The 17095-nt window shown below is 42.4% G+C and carries 18 protein-coding genes; 9 read left to right on the top strand and 9 right to left on the bottom strand.

Features of this window, described 5'->3' with window-relative positions:
• The first annotated feature begins 19 nt into the window (after positions 1-19).
• The 6 genes from NFU46_RS04445 (at position 20) to NFU46_RS04420 (ending at position 5321) form a co-directional block, all read left to right on the top strand.
• Positions 20-373, top strand: a complete 354-nt coding sequence (locus NFU46_RS04445) for a CidA/LrgA family protein (RefSeq protein WP_175079990.1) — start codon at positions 20-22, stop codon at positions 371-373.
• On the top strand, positions 363-1073 hold the full coding sequence (locus NFU46_RS04440; RefSeq protein WP_175082312.1) for an LrgB family protein: 711 nt from the start codon (positions 363-365) through the stop codon (positions 1071-1073). The genes NFU46_RS04445 and NFU46_RS04440 overlap by 11 nt, the downstream gene beginning before the upstream one ends.
• Positions 1074-1106: 33 nt before the next feature.
• Entirely contained in the window at positions 1107-1946 is an 840-nt protein-coding gene (locus tag NFU46_RS04435; RefSeq protein ID WP_251600084.1) for a mechanosensitive ion channel family protein, read from the top strand.
• Between the two features lie 100 nt (positions 1947-2046).
• On the top strand, positions 2047-3198 hold the full coding sequence (locus NFU46_RS04430) for a PepSY domain-containing protein (RefSeq protein WP_105175283.1): 1152 nt from the start codon (positions 2047-2049) through the stop codon (positions 3196-3198).
• Positions 3198-3668: a hypothetical protein gene (locus tag NFU46_RS04425; protein ID WP_130166598.1), complete on the top strand. Its 471-nt coding sequence runs from the start codon at positions 3198-3200 to the stop codon at positions 3666-3668. Before NFU46_RS04430 ends, NFU46_RS04425 begins: the two co-directional genes overlap by 1 nt.
• Before the next feature lie 240 nt (positions 3669-3908).
• Complete coding sequence (locus tag NFU46_RS04420) at positions 3909-5321, top strand: family 43 glycosylhydrolase (RefSeq protein ID WP_251600081.1); 1413 nt, start codon at positions 3909-3911, stop codon at positions 5319-5321.
• 32 nt (positions 5322-5353) lie between these two features.
• On the opposite strand, the gene NFU46_RS04415 is transcribed toward NFU46_RS04420, so the two are convergent.
• Positions 5354-6103: an RIO1 family regulatory kinase/ATPase gene (locus NFU46_RS04415; protein WP_251600078.1), complete on the bottom strand. Its 750-nt coding sequence runs from the start codon at positions 6101-6103 to the stop codon at positions 5354-5356.
• Between the two features lie 86 nt (positions 6104-6189).
• Complete coding sequence (locus NFU46_RS04410) at positions 6190-6654, bottom strand: MarR family winged helix-turn-helix transcriptional regulator (protein WP_251600075.1); 465 nt, start codon at positions 6652-6654, stop codon at positions 6190-6192.
• Between the two features lie 127 nt (positions 6655-6781).
• Here NFU46_RS04410 and NFU46_RS04405 point away from each other — a divergent pair, with 127 nt between their 5' ends.
• The 3 genes from NFU46_RS04405 to NFU46_RS04395 are packed head-to-tail and all read left to right on the top strand — an operon-like array spanning position 6782 to position 9136.
• Positions 6782-7933: a hypothetical protein gene (locus tag NFU46_RS04405; protein ID WP_175079995.1), complete on the top strand. Its 1152-nt coding sequence runs from the start codon at positions 6782-6784 to the stop codon at positions 7931-7933.
• Between the two features lie 48 nt (positions 7934-7981).
• Positions 7982-8872, top strand: a complete 891-nt coding sequence (locus tag NFU46_RS04400) for a dienelactone hydrolase family protein (protein ID WP_175079996.1) — start codon at positions 7982-7984, stop codon at positions 8870-8872.
• 48 nt (positions 8873-8920) lie between these two features.
• Entirely contained in the window at positions 8921-9136 is a 216-nt protein-coding gene (locus tag NFU46_RS04395) for a hypothetical protein (RefSeq protein WP_054562273.1), read from the top strand.
• Between the two features lie 77 nt (positions 9137-9213).
• Here NFU46_RS04395 and NFU46_RS04390 read toward each other — a convergent pair whose 3' ends face one another.
• From NFU46_RS04390 to NFU46_RS04360, 7 genes are all read right to left on the bottom strand, one after another.
• Entirely contained in the window at positions 9214-9921 is a 708-nt protein-coding gene (locus NFU46_RS04390) for a TorF family putative porin (RefSeq protein ID WP_175082308.1), read from the bottom strand.
• A gap of 11 nt (positions 9922-9932) precedes the next feature.
• Positions 9933-11150 (bottom strand): choline transporter, encoded by a 1218-nt coding sequence (locus NFU46_RS04385; RefSeq protein ID WP_058586477.1) that lies wholly within the window; start codon positions 11148-11150, stop codon positions 9933-9935.
• 129 nt (positions 11151-11279) lie between these two features.
• Positions 11280-12950, bottom strand: coding sequence for a choline dehydrogenase (betA, locus tag NFU46_RS04380; RefSeq protein WP_175079998.1), 1671 nt, complete (start codon positions 12948-12950; stop codon positions 11280-11282).
• Positions 12950-14413 (bottom strand): betaine-aldehyde dehydrogenase, encoded by a 1464-nt coding sequence (betB, locus tag NFU46_RS04375; protein ID WP_054554308.1) that lies wholly within the window; start codon positions 14411-14413, stop codon positions 12950-12952. The genes betA and betB overlap by 1 nt, the downstream gene beginning before the upstream one ends.
• A 1-nt stretch (position 14414) precedes the next feature.
• The gene (gene betI, locus NFU46_RS04370; protein ID WP_055020667.1) at positions 14415-15005 is read right to left on the bottom strand and encodes a transcriptional regulator BetI; all 591 of its coding nucleotides are present in this window, start codon (positions 15003-15005) and stop codon (positions 14415-14417) included.
• 293 nt (positions 15006-15298) lie between these two features.
• Entirely contained in the window at positions 15299-15766 is a 468-nt protein-coding gene (locus NFU46_RS04365) for a nuclear transport factor 2 family protein (protein WP_251600072.1), read from the bottom strand.
• An 88-nt stretch (positions 15767-15854) separates the two neighbouring features.
• Entirely contained in the window at positions 15855-17036 is a 1182-nt protein-coding gene (locus tag NFU46_RS04360) for an MFS transporter (protein ID WP_251600070.1), read from the bottom strand.
• Positions 17037-17095 lie beyond the last annotated feature (59 nt).

Raw genomic sequence — 17095 nt, 5'->3', positions numbered from 1 at the left:
TTCGCAATTATCCTGACTTATGAAATACCTTATCAGTAGTGTCATTATTCTTACCTGCTTAGCCGTTGCCAAGTTTTTAACGGCTTTGCTTGAAAGCTCTTTCCCTGCCCCATTACTCGGTATGGTGTTACTGCTCGTGCTACTATTAACGGGCCTCGTAAAAGAACAACATTTAAAACCAACAGCCAGCCCTTTACTTAATTACATGCCGTTGTTCTTCATCCCTGCAGGGGTTGGCATTATTGAGCACCTAGGTTTAATTTCGCAGAACTGGCCTTTATTACTAACTATTTTTATTGTCGTGCCGCTGAGTAGTGTTGTACTCATAGGCGCTGTTATCGCTTATTTTAAGGGCCGCGAAAATGACAGTTAGTTTATGGTGGCTCTGCGTTCCGTGCATTATTGCGCTTTTCTTAGTACTGCGTTTTTTAAACGCGAAAACCCAGCATGCCACTGCCAAAGCGCTTAGTAATCCTGTGTGCTGGGCAATTATATTAACTGCAGCCTTGTTAGTAGCACTAAAGCTTCCTTATGAGCCTTTTGCCGAGCACAGTAAAGTTTTAAGCTGGTTGCTTGAGCCTGCCATTGTGGCATTGGCTTTACCGCTTTATCAGCAATTTATCCATGTCAAAAAGAACCTGCTGCTAATCCTCATAAGTTGTAGCTTAGGGGTGATCAATGCCACCTTGGTCGCCTCGCTAATATGTTATTTTTTTGCAGCCCCTGCTCAGCTAAGCGCATCCCTAGCAAGTTTATCTGTAACAACACCCATCACCTTGTTAGTAACAGAGTCACTAGGCGGCATCCCTTCTTTAGCAGCAGCCATGGTGATTTTTATTGGCGTACTTGGGGCTATATTTGGTAATTTGATTTTCTCGCTTATCAATATCCGCAATGCCCAAGCAAAAGGTGTTGCCATTGGTACCGCTTGCCATGCCATTGGCACAGCATCACTGATTAGTGATCAGCCAAAAGCCGGTGCCTTTGCCTCTGTGGCGATGGCATTAAGTGCACTACTCAGCGCGATAATAGTGCCGATACTTTATCCTGTTATTCAGCATGTTCTGGTATAGTCAGAATTCGCAGTAACCTTGTTAGGAAAACACATGATTGACTCAGAAATACAGCAAGTCGAAAAATACTACAATCTGATCATGGAATATTTGGTCACCTACAGTATGCAAATTTTAGGTGCCATCTTAATTCTATTTATTGGTTTATGGATTGCGCAAAAAGTATCGAATATGGTTGCTGGCCTCATGCAGCGTCACAATATCGATATCACCCTCACCAACTTTGTCAGTAATGTCATCAAAGTATTGCTGATCATCATGTTCTTGGTTATTGCCCTTGGCAAAATTGGCATAAGCGTGACCCCATTTGTCGCTGCCATTGGTGCTGCATCTTTAGGTGCTGGTTTAGCAATGCAAGGCATGCTTTCAAACTACGGTGCGGGCCTTGCTATCATTGCAACAAGGCCATTTGTTGTTGGCGACACTATTGAAGTAAAGGGCGTCAGTGGACAAGTTAAAACCATTGAGCTTGGTCACACAATTCTGATTAACGAAGAAAAAGTCGAAATCACCATTCCTAACAAACATATTGTTGGTGAGATTTTACATAACTCGTTTAGCTATTCATTAGTTAAAGGTGAAATAGACATCGCTTATGATGCCAATGCAGACCTCGCTATTGAGCTTATCGAAAAAGTGTTAGACGAGCATGAACTAGTTAGTGACGCACCTCATGCACAAGTTGGTATTGAGCGCTTTGCTGAAAGTGGTGTTACCTTAAGCTATCGCTTTTGGGTGCCAACCACCAAAATTATTGAGACTAAATTAGCGGTTAACCGCAATGTATTTAAAGCAATTCAAGGGGCGGATATCGAAATACCTTTCCCACAACGGATTGTTACTCTCAATCAAACTAATGATAAAGGCGCTTAAAGCGCCTTTTTTGCAGCTCGTCGACAGAGATTGTGTTTGTTCAAAAGATTGTAGTACAATTTAAATGATAACAATTACTATCATCAATTAACGTCGGGCTATTTTTACCATGAGTAAACGTCTTTGGTTCCAACTGCATGGTTGGTTTTCGCTCCCTGTATGGGTGCTATTTTGCTTTATCTGCGTCACAGGTACTGTGTCTGTAATAAGCCATGAGCTTACTTGGTTGACCAATAGTGAAGCACGCGCAAACAACCCGAATGATTTACCAGCCCTTGGTGTTGATCAAGTTATTAATAGCGTTGAAAAAGCCTACCCGACTGCCGATGTAATGAGTGTACTCACTTATGAGCCTTACTTGGTTAATGCGGTTATTTTCACTGATACCGACAAACCTTACGCTGTGGCTTACGTCAATCAATACACAGGCGAAGTACAAGCGGTTAATGACACTATCTCATTCATTGAATTTATGCGTACCCTACACGGCTGGCTATTCTTTCCTTGGCAAGAAGGCTACAGCGTAGGTTATTACCTCGTCAGCGCCATGGCTTTTGTTATTTTAGGTGCACTAGTAACAGGCTTAGTGATTTATAAAAACTTTTGGCGCGCATTTAGTCAGCCGAAACTACGTTTTAACCAAGGTAAAAAAACCTTTCTAAAAGATTTACATACCCTAAGTGGCGTTTGGTCAATTTGGTTTATGGCAGTAATGGCACTCACAGGCCTGTGGTATCTAGTGCAAGCCATCATGTGGCATAACGAAATAGACATTGAAGAGCATGCACCGCTCGTGGCGGTTTCAACTTTACCTGCTGATAAGCAAACACCACCAACCGACTTAAAAGCGGCACTGGCTATTACCAAAGAGAAATACCCAGATTTCAAACCTAGCTATGTGATGCTGCCAGAGCATAACCGCGGCATGTTTAATATCATGGGCAGTGGCGATACTATTTTCTACGATAACTACGCTTACTCAACTTCAATCAATCCTTGGACGGGTGAAATTGCAGCAAGTAAAAGCCCAGAAACCATGTCGGGACTACTGACCCTTTCGCATATCGCCGATCCGCTGCATTACGGTAATATTGGCGGCCTGTGGACAAAGGTTATTTGGTTTATCTTTGGTTTGATTTTAAGTGGTATGTCGATCACTGGTTTTATGATGTACGCCGCAAAATTAGTAAATAACAAACCTGTAAAAGCGCGCCAAGCTGCGCCAGTGAATAACGTTCAGGAGGCAAACTAATGGCTCGTTTACAAGCAACTTGGTGGCAACGTAAAAAGTATGTTTTACATGCTGTGGTACTGGCTTTACCTGTATGGTTTATTTATCAGTCATTGAATCCTCAGTTTCCTGCACTTTGGCAAGAGCAACAAGCGGGCGAATTTAAAATAGCCCCGATGCCGCTAAATGAAGATGCCCCGTATTCACACCACAATGAGTATGTTAAAGATTTCTTTATCGCCTTTAATCAAGGTGACATAAGCAATGTTCGTCAGGCGTATTTAAATATTGGCCAAGCACCTTTACCACTGACTGAGTTTGCTAAAGATGAAGAAGGCATAATGCATGGCACCAATCATGGCCAGCATGCCCACGCGATAGCCCCTAAAACCATCTCAGCTGATGATAAATTGTGGATCACCATCCAAACTTGGCAAGGCCAACTTCATACACTCAAATGGGATATTCCCAGCCAGTTTATTACTCAATAACATCCGAAAGCCACTCACAGAGTGGCTTTTTTGTATCTCAGCTAATCAAGTCCCTTCCAAAACAGTTAAAGGTAAAATTTTTGTTAATTATTTTTACCGATCACCTTTACAAAAGTAATAATATAATAAAGTATTATAAATAGTTTTCATTTGCACCAATCATAGAGTTGGTGTTGATCAAAACTCATCCATGGAGCAAAACACACAAGGAAAGCTCAATAACAATGATTTGGAGACACAATGATACTTTCAAAAAAAGCGCTAGCTGCGCTCAGCTTGGCAACAACCCTCATACTGCCCAGTGCTTATGCGATTGATAATGGTGTATACACCATTAAATCAAAGTACAGTGCTAAGTTTGTTGAAGTAGCCAGCGCGCAAACCAACGACGGTGCGAATGTTAGTCAGTGGGCTGACACTAATCACGACACCCAGCGCTGGTTAATCACCAACATAGGTGGCAGCAACTATTCGGTTATTAACTTAAATAGTGGTAAAGCCTTAGAGGTGTTTGACTTCTCGACCGCCGATGGCGGCAATGTGGTGCAATATGAGTACGCTAATCTTGCCAGCCAACACTGGCAAATTAATGAGGAAGGTAGCGGCTATTACAGCTTTATTAACGATCACAGTGGTAAGGCTCTTGACCTATATGCTTTTGATGGCAACGATGGCGCAAATATTAGCCAGTGGAGCTACAACGGCAGCGATGCGCAGCAATGGCAGCTAACCAAGCTTGCTAATGTTGAATCAACCCCTTGGGATCCATCAACGACCAATGGCGCTGCAAACCACTGGCCACTAACAGGTAGTTTAGTCACTCACGATCCAACCCTTGGCTATGAAAATGGCACTTGGTGGGTTTTTCAAACAGGACCAGGTATTTACGGAAAATATTCAAGTAACGGTGTAGATTGGAATGATGCCCTACCAATTTTTTCAAATGGTTTAAGCTGGTGGAGTAACTATGTGCCAGATCATGATGGAATTGATGTCTGGGCGCCTGAATTAAAAAGCTACAACGGCCGCAGCTGGCTCTATTATGCTATTTCGACTTTTGGTTCACGTGTCAGTGCTATTGGCCTTACCTCAGCAAGCAGTGTAGCAACCGGTGATTGGCGTGATGATGGTTTAGTCATTAACACGACTAATAGCAATGATTACAACGCTATTGACCCTGATCTTGTGGTGGCAAAAGATGGTGCACCTTGGCTTGCCTTTGGTTCATGGAATTCGGGTATTAAACTAACACGAATTAACCCTATGACCATGAAACCATTTGGTCAAATCTACTCTTTAGCAAGTCGCTCTGGTGGCATCGAAGCGCCTACCATAGTGTATCGCCAAGGTTACTACTATTTGTTTGTGTCGGTTGGCAAATGCTGTGACGGCACGAATAGTACTTACCGCATTGCGTACGGCCGCTCTAGTGACATTCGTGGTCCATACCTAGATAAAAATGGCACCGACATGTTAGCCAGCGGCGGTAGCATTCTAGATGCGGGTAATAGCCAATGGGTAGGTCCGGGTGGGCAAGACATTTTAAATACCGATGTGATTGTTCGTCATGCCTATGATGCAGGTGATAATGGCACCCCTAAATTGCTCATCAGCACCCTGAATTGGGATGCGAATGGCTGGCCTAAATACTAGTTCTCCCCACTAAGCGCGTGCAAGCGCGCTTTTTACAATCTATCTAATATACTGCGAATAAAGTCAGAGTTGAGTATCTGAGTTACAGCCCCGCTACACCATAAATAGGCACGTTGAATCGGATAACCTTTAAAAATCCAACGCTTACGCACATGATTAAAGTCGTGCAAATAATCCGCCTTCGCTTGCGGTAACGAGTCATTGGCTAACTTCTGCCATGCTTTATAAACCCCACTCATATCGGCACCACGCATAAAACGCTGTAACCAGCGCGGAAAACGTGCAAAGCGAATCGCTGACTGAAAATCAATAATGTAAGGCTTGCCCTCTTTTGAACAAATAACATTACCTAAATTACGTAAGTCGAGGTGCACCACCCCGCGGCGATGCATTTTTGCGACCAAACGCTCAAACTCTTTAAAGAAATCACTCGATAAATGCTGCTGTTGCAAGGCAAGCTGACGAAGTGGCGTGCCTTCAATAAAATCATAAGCAATGGCAATTGATGACAAACGGCAAAAGTTATCGACCACTCCGTCTACGTCTTGCAGGCGTGCCAGCCCTTTGTACTCTTGATTGATAAAAAGCGGCGCGATGGTTTTTCTCACCCACCATGGGCTGTGCTGAAAGTCTTTAATAATTAGATCAAATTTCGCGTCTTTATAACGATAAACAATGGCATTGGCAAAGCGGCCTGTGTGAACAACCGACAAACCTTCTGGGCTAAATTGATGAGCTGGAAATTGAGCGTGAAGCTGCGCAAGCAAAGATGATTCAAACATAACAACCCGGACTTGTTAAAATTAAATGCCTAGGCAACTATATTATCAAAATGCATCTACAGCGACAATGTACCGCTTAGAGAAATTTATGCTTTTAAATTATGAATAGCTCTAAACAACAAGCTTGCGAGTTGATTTTGCTCATCATCAGAGAAGCCTGTGAGTGCTTTGCGATAGATATCATTTACAGTGGGTAAAATTTCTGGGTAAAGCTTTTGGCCTTTTTCTGTGAGGCATAAAAGAGTTGAACGGCGATCTTCAACTGACTGCTTTTTTGCAACTAAGCCCTTGTCTTCTAAACGAGAAAGTAACCGACTCATGGCACCACGGTCATACACCATGTGCTCACAAAGCTCAGCCAAGGTATTTACTTTACCGCGTGCAAGTAGCACAACCACAATGTACTGAGCCGACGTTAACTCTTTATCCTCTAACGCATTATCAAGATGAGTCACCAGATTTGAACGTAAATAAGAGACTAAGCGACCTAAGTCTTGCACGGGATCTAAATCTTCAATACAGCACTGGCCAATTGATGCAGGTTCTTTCATATTTCCTCTAAAGCGATGAATAGCAATTCATAGACAGTTAATAGGCAAAATAATTCAATCCTATTAGATTGCTTCAACGGCTATGAATAGTGTAGCGTGAACAAGCTTACTAACTGTCGGGGGCGTTATGCTAACTAAACAACATATTATCAAGTATTTATCTCTTACAATACTGCTACTTCTTTGTTGGCTAGAGCATTATAACCATTTCATTATGCGCTTTATCGACAGCGCCCTTGTGCAATCAACCCTAGTGTACGCTTCATCTCGTACAGTTAATGCTGCTATATCGCTATTGCAATCAGCCGAAGTGGGCATTGGTATTGCGAGTATTCAACCTGCACAACTACTCGACCCAGTCAATGACTTAGCTGAATACATGTCGGATGCTATGCGCCTCGCTATAGGCTCGTTATTTTTACAGCGCATTTTATACACCATTTCTTCTGGGGTTATTTTTAGTGGTGTTTTTACTGTTTCGGTCGTCGCTTACTTTATATGTGAATGGCGTAACTATTTTCCTAACTTACGTCATAAGATTATGGCGAGCTTAATTTTAATTCGCTTTTTAGTGCCTGCTGTGGTGCTTACAACAGGCCTCGTGAGCCAAATATTCTTAGATGAGCAAATAAACCAGCAAAGTGAAATCGTGAGCGAAAAAGTCGAGACGGTGAATAGTAGTGCAAATAACACCTCTGCCCTATCAGCCAAGCTAAAAGCTGAGGTCGATAGTGAAAAACAAACCATCTTCGACAAGCTCTCTCTATTAAATGAGCAGCAGATTAAAAACCACCAGCGAGCCACTGAGCTCAAAGGTGATTTAGCAGAGCTCGAAGCCCAAATAGAAGCGATTCAAGCAACCCGCAGCTTGTCTGAGCGACTGACCTTTACTGAGCTTGAACAAGCAAAGCCATTACTTGATAAAAAGCAGCAATTAACAGCGCAGTTTAATGCGGTACTAAACCAGCAAAGACAGCTGAACTTAGACAAAGACGCCTTAAACGAACAACTAGAAAACCTTAACGCATCACTCAATCAAGACCAATCGTCGCAGGTGAGTAAAATTATCGACACCGTCACCTCTGGCATTAGCAACATGGTGGCAGCCGTCGAAGACTTATTTATCGACTTTTTGAATATCTTGTCACTGCTGATTTTAAAACTGTTATTAATGCCGTTGATTTTTTTATACCTATTTAACAAAGCCTTTAAGGCCATTTGGCAGCGCCGCTTTATGGACGTAGTAATACAAACAAAGCAACTGGCTGTTAATCGCTGATATTTCAGCTAAAGTTATAAACCTAACTCGTTTTTAAAGGATATAAGTATGACAGAGCAACGCCATAACCACATTCCCCAAGAAGCTTTCGATTGGTACGATGAATACGCCCATGGCTTGATGGACCGCCGTACCTTTATGAAAAAGCTGGGTGGCTTAGTCGCCCTTGGTTATTCAATGGCAATGCTAAGTAGCGCTTTACTGCCAAACTACGCATTAGCTGAGCAAGTATCCTTTAATGACCCTGATATTAAAGCCAGTTATAAAACCTTTGATTCGTTTAAAGGTCACGGCGAAGGTAAAGGCTATTTAGTCGAACCCGCTAATTTAACGGGCAAGCTCCCAATAGTATTAGTGATCCATGAAAACAGGGGCTTAAACCCTTATATTAAAGATGTTGCTCGCCGCCTTGCCAAAGCAGGATTTATTGCCTTTGCGCCAGATGCATTACACCCTCTTGGTGGCTACCCTGGCAATGACGATGAAGGCCGCGCCATGCAGCGCTCTATGGATAAACAAAAAATCCAACAAGACTTTATCGCCGCAGCAGAATACATAAAAAGACACCCAAATAGTAACGGCAAACTTGGTGCGGTAGGCTTTTGCTTTGGTGGATATATGGTTAACTACCTAGCAGCAGTTGATAGCAAACTGATTGATGCGGGCGTGCCTTATTACGGCACTCCGGCCGTTAAAGAACTCAGACAAAACATCAAAGCCCCACTACTTGTACACTTAGCCGAGTTTGATAAACGCGTTAATGCAACATGGCCAGAATACGAGAGCGACTTAAAAGCGCATCAAGTGCCTTACACTATGCACATGTATGAGCAAGCAAATCATGGTTTTCATAACGACTCTACATCTCGTTATGATGAAAAACAGGCGGAGCTTTCGTGGCAACGCACATTGGCCTTTTTCAATGAGCAATTGATTTAAACAGAGCAATTTCATACACTCTCGAAAAAATTTTAGGCTAGAAAAGAGATGGAATCGCAAGTCAGTTACCGCTTTGACTCACAGCAAACCGCCAATCGGTTTTTAAATAAGCTTAAACACTGGTCGGTGGCTAAAGTCACTGCGAGTCTTTGCCAAGGTGGTTATGGCGTAAAAATACGCTACGAAGTCGATACCAGTGGTTTTGATTACACTCTTGCAGAGCTTGATGATTTAGCAATGCAACACGAAGGCGAAGAAATTTAATTCTTATATTCTAGGCATAAAAAACGGCTAAACAAGGTTAGCCGTTTCATTTTAAAGCCGAGATTATAACGCTCTACTTATAAATCAAAGCTACGTGAAATAGACGCGACAATTCGCTCATCTGCGGTATCCCAGTCAAGGCTGGTATTTTCGCCAGCAAGCTCAAAATCAAAACCTGCAAAGCTTGTTTGATAGGCTAAACGATAATGGTTGTACGACTTATCATTACCATCCCAAGCAAACTTATTACCATCGAGTGAGTTAGAAATATCAAAGCTGGCACGAATTGCATGATTTGGCGCAATTTCAAAGGTATGGGCAACCATAGAAATCACATGCCCTGCATCGGTACCAAAGTAATCCCAAGCGTACCAGAAGTTAAGTTCTGTGAAACCTAGGCTATTGGTATAGCCAAACTTTGCATAAGTCTCAAAATAATTACCATCGCTTGAGTAATCTTCACCGTGGTAAGAATAATAAGCAATACCATAATCAACACTAAGGGTGTCAGTTAACTCAGCATAGTTACCAAAATACGCATCCCACTCGATGTCTGTGCCATCGCCAAAATCTACATTTGAAGCCCAAGTACCTACATACATACCTGAATCTGCAAAGGCATAATCTAAGCTGCCCTGAATCGCTGGGTCATTCATAGTTTGGCTTACACCATTGAAGGTGTAATCTGATGCCAATGTAACCGTAGTCGATAAGTCAGCCATGGCTGATGTCGATAGTAATGCCAATGGCAACGCTGCTGCTAATACTGTTTGTCTTGTTGTCATGTTGGTTTCCCTTAGCTAACTGTTTCTATTTTTGTGTAATCTAATTTATTGTCTTTTGGTGAACCTTCGATATTTTTCACTGTTTTTAACTTGCTGTAGCCAATAAACGCAGCACAGCCGAAAAATAACGCAATAACGAGCGCACCAACCCATTGGATCTGTAAAAAGTCGAACTTAAACAGCAGGGTTAATAATGAAAGCGCCACCACATTTAAGGCAATATAATTAAATTTACCTAAACGTTTCACCGTTAAGTTTAGGTTATCTGTGTATAAACGGATCAAAGAATCAAGTGAGTTGATCACAAACACCACACCAACAAACACCATAGCGATGTTTTTCAGGCCTGCTGTTGCAATACCCGCTTCATGATATTGATACAAAACACTAAACCAGATAGCGATTGGAATAGATGGGAAAATCAACATAGCCGCCAGCACTTGGTAAGTTTTTAAGCCACCCACAAAACGTGAGGTAAATTGACCAATCATGATGCTCCAAGCAAACCACCAAAACAGGTAGAAGGCATGGTAATCATTCAGCGGTAATATAAATTCATTGATATTGCCAAAGTAACCGCCGATCAACGCAAGGTTATCAACAAATGCAGATGTTTGTGCATCAGAACCAACAAAGGCACCGAACCACATAAATGCAATTAAAGCGATAAACAACCAAGTAGTAGAAATACTTAAAAAGCGTACATACTTAATGTCTGTGCTCGAATACACAGCAAAACAAATCGCTGCAAACACCATTAAGTAGAATGTCGGAATAATTGACTCACCATCACCAAGCGACGGCAAATACCAAGGTAAATTCGACAGCAGTAAAAATGCAGTAAATGCGCATGTACCAATAATAACGATGTTATTAATTAGTTTTACCCAAGCAATTTCAAAGAACTTTACTTTGGGTTCTATTACACAGAAATAAAAGCACGTAAGGAAATAAAATCCCCAGATCAAGAAGCCCCAATAACCAAATTCAATGGCTAGAGGATTGGCAAACGCATACTCTGGGCTTGCTTTTATGTCTGCATAACCTGCAAACTCTGTCAGTGGAAACATAATCAAGCCAACGTCTAGGCCCGATGTAAATAAAATTGCAATGAACGTAAACGTTCTAACCGGTGTGACGCCAACACACCTAACCGTACCCCATTTAAATAAAATAACCGCAATTGCTAACAGGGTAAAAATGATGCCAGCACTAAGCCAAAAGGTCATAGTTACCCCCCCAAAATAAGTAATAATACTTCATTGTTTCTCCAGTTTTATTCCTCGCATTAACGCACCACAAACAACTCGTGATGCGCGCCACTGCAAGCCCCACAGCCGAAACTGCGGGTGGCCTTATTAGATCTCCGAACTACGCTGCGTTGATTGCCATTGTTTTTCCATGGCAACATCTGCAGTTGATGCCGATAACACAGGCTTACCTAAAATGTGGTCCGCCGCTTTTTCTGCCACCATAATGGTTGGCGCATTTAAATTACCGTTTGGAACGGTTGGGAAGATAGATGAATCCACAACCCGCAAACCTTCGATACCGTGTACTTGAGTTTGCGAGTTAACCACGGCCATCTCGTCCTCACCCATCTTGCACGAACATGACGGATGGTAAGCACTCTCAACCGCCTGACGAACAAAAGCATCGATTTCTTCATCGCTTTGAACATCTTTACCGGGTTGAATTTCACCATCGCGATACTCATCAAACGCACTTTGCTCAATAATCTCGCGAGTTAGACGTACGCAAGCTCTAAAGCCTTCAATGTCATCTTGATGCTGTAAGTAGTTAAATTGGATCTTAGGCGCAACCTGAGGATCCGCTGACTTAATCGTTACTGCACCACGGCTTTTTGGTTTGTTATGCCCAACATGAACTTGGAAACCATGACCATCAAAGGCACTCTTACCGTCATAACGAATGGCTGCTGGTAAAAAGTGATACTGAATATCTGGCCATTCAACACCCGGTTTTGAGCGAATAAATGCACATGATTCAAAATGGTTCGTTGCCCCTAAACCTGAGCGATTTAATAACCAACGAGCACCAATTAGCCCTTTTGAAACAAGGCCTAATTTGCCGTTTAAAGTAATTGGTTGCTTACACTTATATTGGAAGTAAAACTCCAAGTGATCTTGTAAGTTTTGGCCAACACCTGGTAAGTGATGTTTAACCTCAACACCCGCTTCGCTCAGGATGTCTTTATCACCAATACCCGATAATTGCAGAATATGCGGTGAACCAATTGGGCCCGCACTTAAAATAACGTCTTTTGCTGCAAATGCTTGCTGCTTAGAGCCAGATACTGAATACTCAACGCCCACGGCTTTTTTGCCTTCTAGCAAAACTTTTTCAGCTAAAGCACCGGTGACTAGCGTTAAGTTTTTACGTGACTTAACTGGGTCTAAATACTCACGGCTAGCAGAGCTTCTTACGCCATCTTTAACTGTCATATGCATTGGCCCAAAACCTTCTTGCTGGGCTGCATTGTAGTCATCAGTGTGCGCATAACCTGCTTGCTGGCCCGCTTTGATAAAGGCTTTATAAAGCGGATTAGCCATTTCATTACCGTTATTAACCCCTAATGGGCCGTTATCGCCACGGTAACTGTTACCACCTAAGTAGAATGATTCCGCACGCTTAAAGTACGGTAAACATGCTTGGTAATCCCAACCATTAGCGCCGTGTTGCTGCCATTCATCAAAATCTTTGGCATGACCACGTACATAGACCATGCCGTTAATCGATGATGAGCCACCTAACACCTTACCCCGTGGGCAGTGCATTTGACGGTTATCTAAATATGGCTCTGGCTCGGTATGAAATTGCCATGCATATTTGTCAGTATTCATTGGGATTGATAGCGCGGTAGGCATCTTTATAAAAATACTTTTATCACTACCGCCCGTTTCAAGTAATAACACCTTATTAGAAGGGTCTGCTGATAGTCGGTTTGCCAACACGCAGCCTGCTGAGCCAGCACCGACTATGATGTAATCATAGTTCTGTGTACTCATTAAAATGGACTCTCTATATTGCTCATACCCACATAAATCGATTTAGTTTGGGTATAGTGATCTAAAGTTTCGATACCGTTTTCACGGCCGATACCTGATTGCTTGTAACCACCTACTGGCATTTCTGCAGGTGAATTACCATAGCTGTTTATCCAACAAATACCGGCTTGTAACTGGTGGATCACGCGGTGTGCACGCTGAATATCTTTAGTGAACACGCCTGCGGCTAAGCCTAGGTGGGTATCGTTTGCACGCTGAATAACGTCATCTTCATCATCAAACACCAACACGCTCATTACCGGGCCAAAGATCTCTTCTTTAACTATGGTCATGTCGTCTTTACAATCGACAAAAACGGTCGGTTCCACAAAGTAGCCGTTTGGCGCAGATGCTGGTGATAGTGCCTTACCGCCGGTTAGTAAGGTTGCGCCTTCTTGAATACCTTTATCGATATAGCCAAGTACAAGCTCTTGGTGTTTTTTAGAGATAAGCGCCCCTAAATTCACCTCAGGATCCATTGGATCGCCAGCGATAATATTTTGCTCTGTGCGTGTTTTCAGCTCATCAATAAACTGCTGATAAACATTTTTATGCACATAAATGCGCGTACAGTTAGTGCAGATTTCGCCTTGCGTATAAAAATTACCTAACATTGCCGCACTAACAGCTTGTGATACATCGGCATCATCAAATACTAATAACGGTGACTTACCGCCAAGCTCCATGGTCACATCTTTAAGTGAACCTGCAGCACTTGCCATTACTTTTTTGCCTGTGCCCACTTCACCAGTGAAAGACACTTTTTCAATATTTGGGTTTGCTGTTAACCATTGCCCGACTTCAGCAGCGCCTTGCACAACGTTGAATACGCCAGCAGGTACACCCGCTTCGATGAAAATCTCTGCAAGTTTAATTGCACCAAGTGGTGTTTCTTCAGAAGGCTTGAAAATAACCGCATTACCCGCAGCCAGTGCTGGGCCTGATTTCCAACAAGCAATTTGTAGTGGGTAGTTCCATGCACCAATACCGGCACAAATACCTAAAGGCTCTTTACGTGTGTAGTAAAAATCATTGCCAACCATTTGTTGCTGACCCACTTGCGCAGGAGCAAGACCAGCAAAATATTCAATAACATCGGCGCCAGTTTCAACATCGACACACTCGGCTTCTTGCCAAGGCTTACCCGTATCAAGTACTTCTACTTTTGCCAGTTCATCGTTACGTTCGCGTAAGATTGCCACGGCTTTTAATAAAATACGGCTACGCTCAATTGGCGTCATTGCAGACCATGCTGCAAACCCTTGTTTTGCGCTTTCGATTGCCGCGTTTTGAATAAACTCATCAGCGATTTCAACGTGATAAATCACTTCATCCGTTGCAGGATTCTTAACTGCAAAGGTATCGCCAGTTTGATTCTTTAAAAAATGGCCATTAATAAAATTTTCGTAAACAGGTGTGGTCATTTTAGGCTCCATACTGTTTTATCAGTGAACGAATGTAGTCTTTGGCTAATCGCTCACAATTTTCGAATTGATCTTGGTCTGACTTACTTAATACGGCTCTTAGCCATAAACCATCGATCATGGCTGCACTTAGCTCAGCAGCTAAATTGGCATCGCTATCGCTCATTAACTGTTTGAATGAGCTTAATAAGTTACTAAATAAACGTTTACTATTTACGTTTTGTAAGCGATGCAACTGGGCGTCGTGCATTGAATGCGCCCAAAAGCTCAACCAAGTTTTGGTGTTGTTGCTTTGCTGCTGAATACGCGAAAAGTTTGCTTCAACGATAAACATTAATCGTTGCTCTGGACTAGTCTGTGGCGTTACTTGATTCAAAAGTGCTTGCTTTAAGCTGGTCAATAAATAACGCACAGTGGCTTCAATTAAGCCCTGCTTACCACCAAAATAATGACTGATAATGCCAGACGATAAGCCTGCCTTTTTACTAATGCTATTTATGGTGGTGCCTTGCAAACCAAGCTCTGCAACCGACTCTATTGTGGCGTCAATTAACTGCTGACGACGAACAGGTTCCATTCCAACTTTCGGCATAATTTTTTATTGATTGAACGTTCAATTAAAATAAAGGTTAAGGTAATGAGCATGGCAATTCAAGGTTGACAAATTGTAAACAACCGCAAAGCTACACACGTAAGTTAAGCTAACCCACTGTTCTTACGTTTATTATCAGAAATATAAAAAAGTTTTAAATTTATTCAAAATAAAGCCTAAAAAGTATGAATTTAAGCTGAAATGCGGAAAAAAGAGAAAATTTATTGCAGGCGTATTATTAATAAAAAAGCGCTTATAAAAGCGCTAATGTTAGGCTAAAAGTTAAGCTAAGCTCATTCGTGGTATTTACGAATAACCGCTATCTTGCCATCTTCTATTTCGAGCACATCCATAATGGTTTGCGTGTATTCAATTTCTTGCTGGTTTTGTGGGTGTATACCTTTAGCGTGATGGGTATAACGCAAGGCAATGGCTGAATCATTAAAAATAAAGGTATCGAGTAAGTTTGCTTGGTATTCGGTGTGCGCACCAAGGTAAAAAGTCATACCTTTACGCATCATTGCTTTGCCATCTGGCTCTCTTGCATCATCTGTTTGATAAGGCAAGTGTTGGTTTGCTACATCGTCAGTTAATAAAGCTAAAAAGGCTTCTAGCTCTTTGTTGGTGGCATTGGGTGCTTGTGTTGCAACCATGGTATTAAAGTACTGCTGTGCTAATGCTGTGAGCTCTGGGTTAACTTGCTTTGCTTGGCTGCTAAATGTGCTAAAAAAACAAATAGCCAGAAAATAAAGGTGCTTCATCGTTATTCCTTGTGGTTTTAGTTATTGACTAATAATCAAACTACGCACCTAAAATAACGACAAAGCCCAGAACTATCAATATTTTAGTTTAAGCTGTTTGTGGCTTTGGGGTCTCGCGTTTATCTAAATAACCGCTGTATCGTGTTGCAATTAACGCCGCTAAACTGATGATAGCGCCAATCCAAGCAGTGTCTTGCAATGAGTAGTTTTCAACGACAACACCACCTAACACTGAACCTAGCGCAATCCCGATATTAAACGCTGCAATGTTCAGCCCTGAGGCCACATCGACGGCATTGGGTGTGAACTTTTCGGCAAGTTTAACCACATAAACTTGCAGCCCAGGCACATTACCAAACGCAAATGCCCCCCATACAAGTATGGTCAGTACCGCAGCCACTTTAGATTGCATGGTAAAGGTCAGCACTAACAGCACAATACTCAAAGCACTAAAGATAATGGTCAGCGCACTAATGGGGCCTTTTTTATCGGCTAACTTACCGCCATAAATATTACCAACAGCAACCGATACCCCATATACCAGCATGATTAAGCTAATAGTGGCTGATGCAAAACCAGTTTGCTGCTCTAAAATAGGCGCTAAATAGGTAAAGGCAGTAAATGTGCCGCCATAACCAAGTATGGTCATAAAGTACACGAGTAAAAGCCTAGGCTGCACCATTACTTTTAGCTGCTCACTCAAAGTCGCCGGTTTACTTTGCTTTAAGTTGCTCGGAATTAAAAACGCGCTACCAACAAGTGCAATTAAGCCCAGTAAAGACACTACTAAAAAGGTCGCTCGCCAACCAAAGTGCTGACCAATCCAAGTCCCTAATGGCACACCGGTTACTAATGCAACCGTTAAACCGGTAAACATAATCGCAATGGCACTAGCTTCTTTATCTTTACTGACAAGCCCAGTAGCGATCGTTGAACCAATTGAGAAAAACACCCCATGGGCAAGGCCTGTTAGAATCCTTGCGGTGATCAAGCTACCATAACTAGGTGCTTGCCAAGCCAGTAAATTACCAATTACAAATAGGCTCATTAAGCTAAGTAATACATGTTTTCGATTCCAGCGTCCGGTAAGCGCGGTTAATACTGGCGCCCCCACCGCAACCCCTAATGCGTACAAGCTAACAAGTAGCCCGGCACTCGGTAACGAAACCGCTAAATCATCAGAGATGGTTGGCACTAAGCCGACAATCACAAACTCAGTGGTGCCTATGGCAAACGCACTGAGAGTTAACGCAAGTAATGCTATTGGCATCACATATCCTCTGTTTAATTTTGAAAGTGCGGCTATTGTGGCTAAAATTAAATTTGCAA

Source organism: Pseudoalteromonas sp. NCCP-2140 (genome assembly GCF_023708065.1).
In the GTDB taxonomy this organism is placed as follows: Bacteria; Pseudomonadota; Gammaproteobacteria; order Enterobacterales; family Alteromonadaceae; genus Pseudoalteromonas.
This window is presented reverse-complemented; position numbering and strand designations above follow the sequence as displayed.

What these genes read in the sequence shown, in the direction of transcription:
- NFU46_RS04445 (WP_175079990.1), top strand. Translation starts at nt 20, where the DNA reads ATGAAATACCTTATCAGTAGTGTCATTATTCTTACCTGCTTAGCCGTT.
- NFU46_RS04390 (WP_175082308.1), bottom strand. Translation starts at nt 9,921, where the DNA reads ATGACAACAAGACAAACAGTATTAGCAGCAGCGTTGCCATTGGCATTA.
- betB (WP_054554308.1), bottom strand. Translation starts at nt 14,413, where the DNA reads ATGACCACACCTGTTTACGAAAATTTTATTAATGGCCATTTTTTAAAG.
- NFU46_RS04415 (WP_251600078.1), bottom strand. Translation starts at nt 6,103, where the DNA reads ATGTTTGAATCATCTTTGCTTGCGCAGCTTCACGCTCAATTTCCAGCT.
- NFU46_RS04420 (WP_251600081.1), top strand. Translation starts at nt 3,909, where the DNA reads ATGATACTTTCAAAAAAAGCGCTAGCTGCGCTCAGCTTGGCAACAACC.
- NFU46_RS04435 (WP_251600084.1), top strand. Translation starts at nt 1,107, where the DNA reads ATGATTGACTCAGAAATACAGCAAGTCGAAAAATACTACAATCTGATC.
- NFU46_RS04365 (WP_251600072.1), bottom strand. Translation starts at nt 15,766, where the DNA reads ATGAAGCACCTTTATTTTCTGGCTATTTGTTTTTTTAGCACATTTAGC.
- NFU46_RS04395 (WP_054562273.1), top strand. Translation starts at nt 8,921, where the DNA reads ATGGAATCGCAAGTCAGTTACCGCTTTGACTCACAGCAAACCGCCAAT.
- NFU46_RS04360 (WP_251600070.1), bottom strand. Translation starts at nt 17,036, where the DNA reads ATGCCAATAGCATTACTTGCGTTAACTCTCAGTGCGTTTGCCATAGGC.
- NFU46_RS04400 (WP_175079996.1), top strand. Translation starts at nt 7,982, where the DNA reads ATGACAGAGCAACGCCATAACCACATTCCCCAAGAAGCTTTCGATTGG.
- betI (WP_055020667.1), bottom strand. Translation starts at nt 15,005, where the DNA reads ATGCCGAAAGTTGGAATGGAACCTGTTCGTCGTCAGCAGTTAATTGAC.
- betA (WP_175079998.1), bottom strand. Translation starts at nt 12,950, where the DNA reads ATGAGTACACAGAACTATGATTACATCATAGTCGGTGCTGGCTCAGCA.
- NFU46_RS04405 (WP_175079995.1), top strand. Translation starts at nt 6,782, where the DNA reads ATGCTAACTAAACAACATATTATCAAGTATTTATCTCTTACAATACTG.
- NFU46_RS04425 (WP_130166598.1), top strand. Translation starts at nt 3,198, where the DNA reads ATGGCTCGTTTACAAGCAACTTGGTGGCAACGTAAAAAGTATGTTTTA.
- NFU46_RS04385 (WP_058586477.1), bottom strand. Translation starts at nt 11,150, where the DNA reads ATGACCTTTTGGCTTAGTGCTGGCATCATTTTTACCCTGTTAGCAATT.
- NFU46_RS04410 (WP_251600075.1), bottom strand. Translation starts at nt 6,654, where the DNA reads ATGAAAGAACCTGCATCAATTGGCCAGTGCTGTATTGAAGATTTAGAT.
- NFU46_RS04440 (WP_175082312.1), top strand. Translation starts at nt 363, where the DNA reads ATGACAGTTAGTTTATGGTGGCTCTGCGTTCCGTGCATTATTGCGCTT.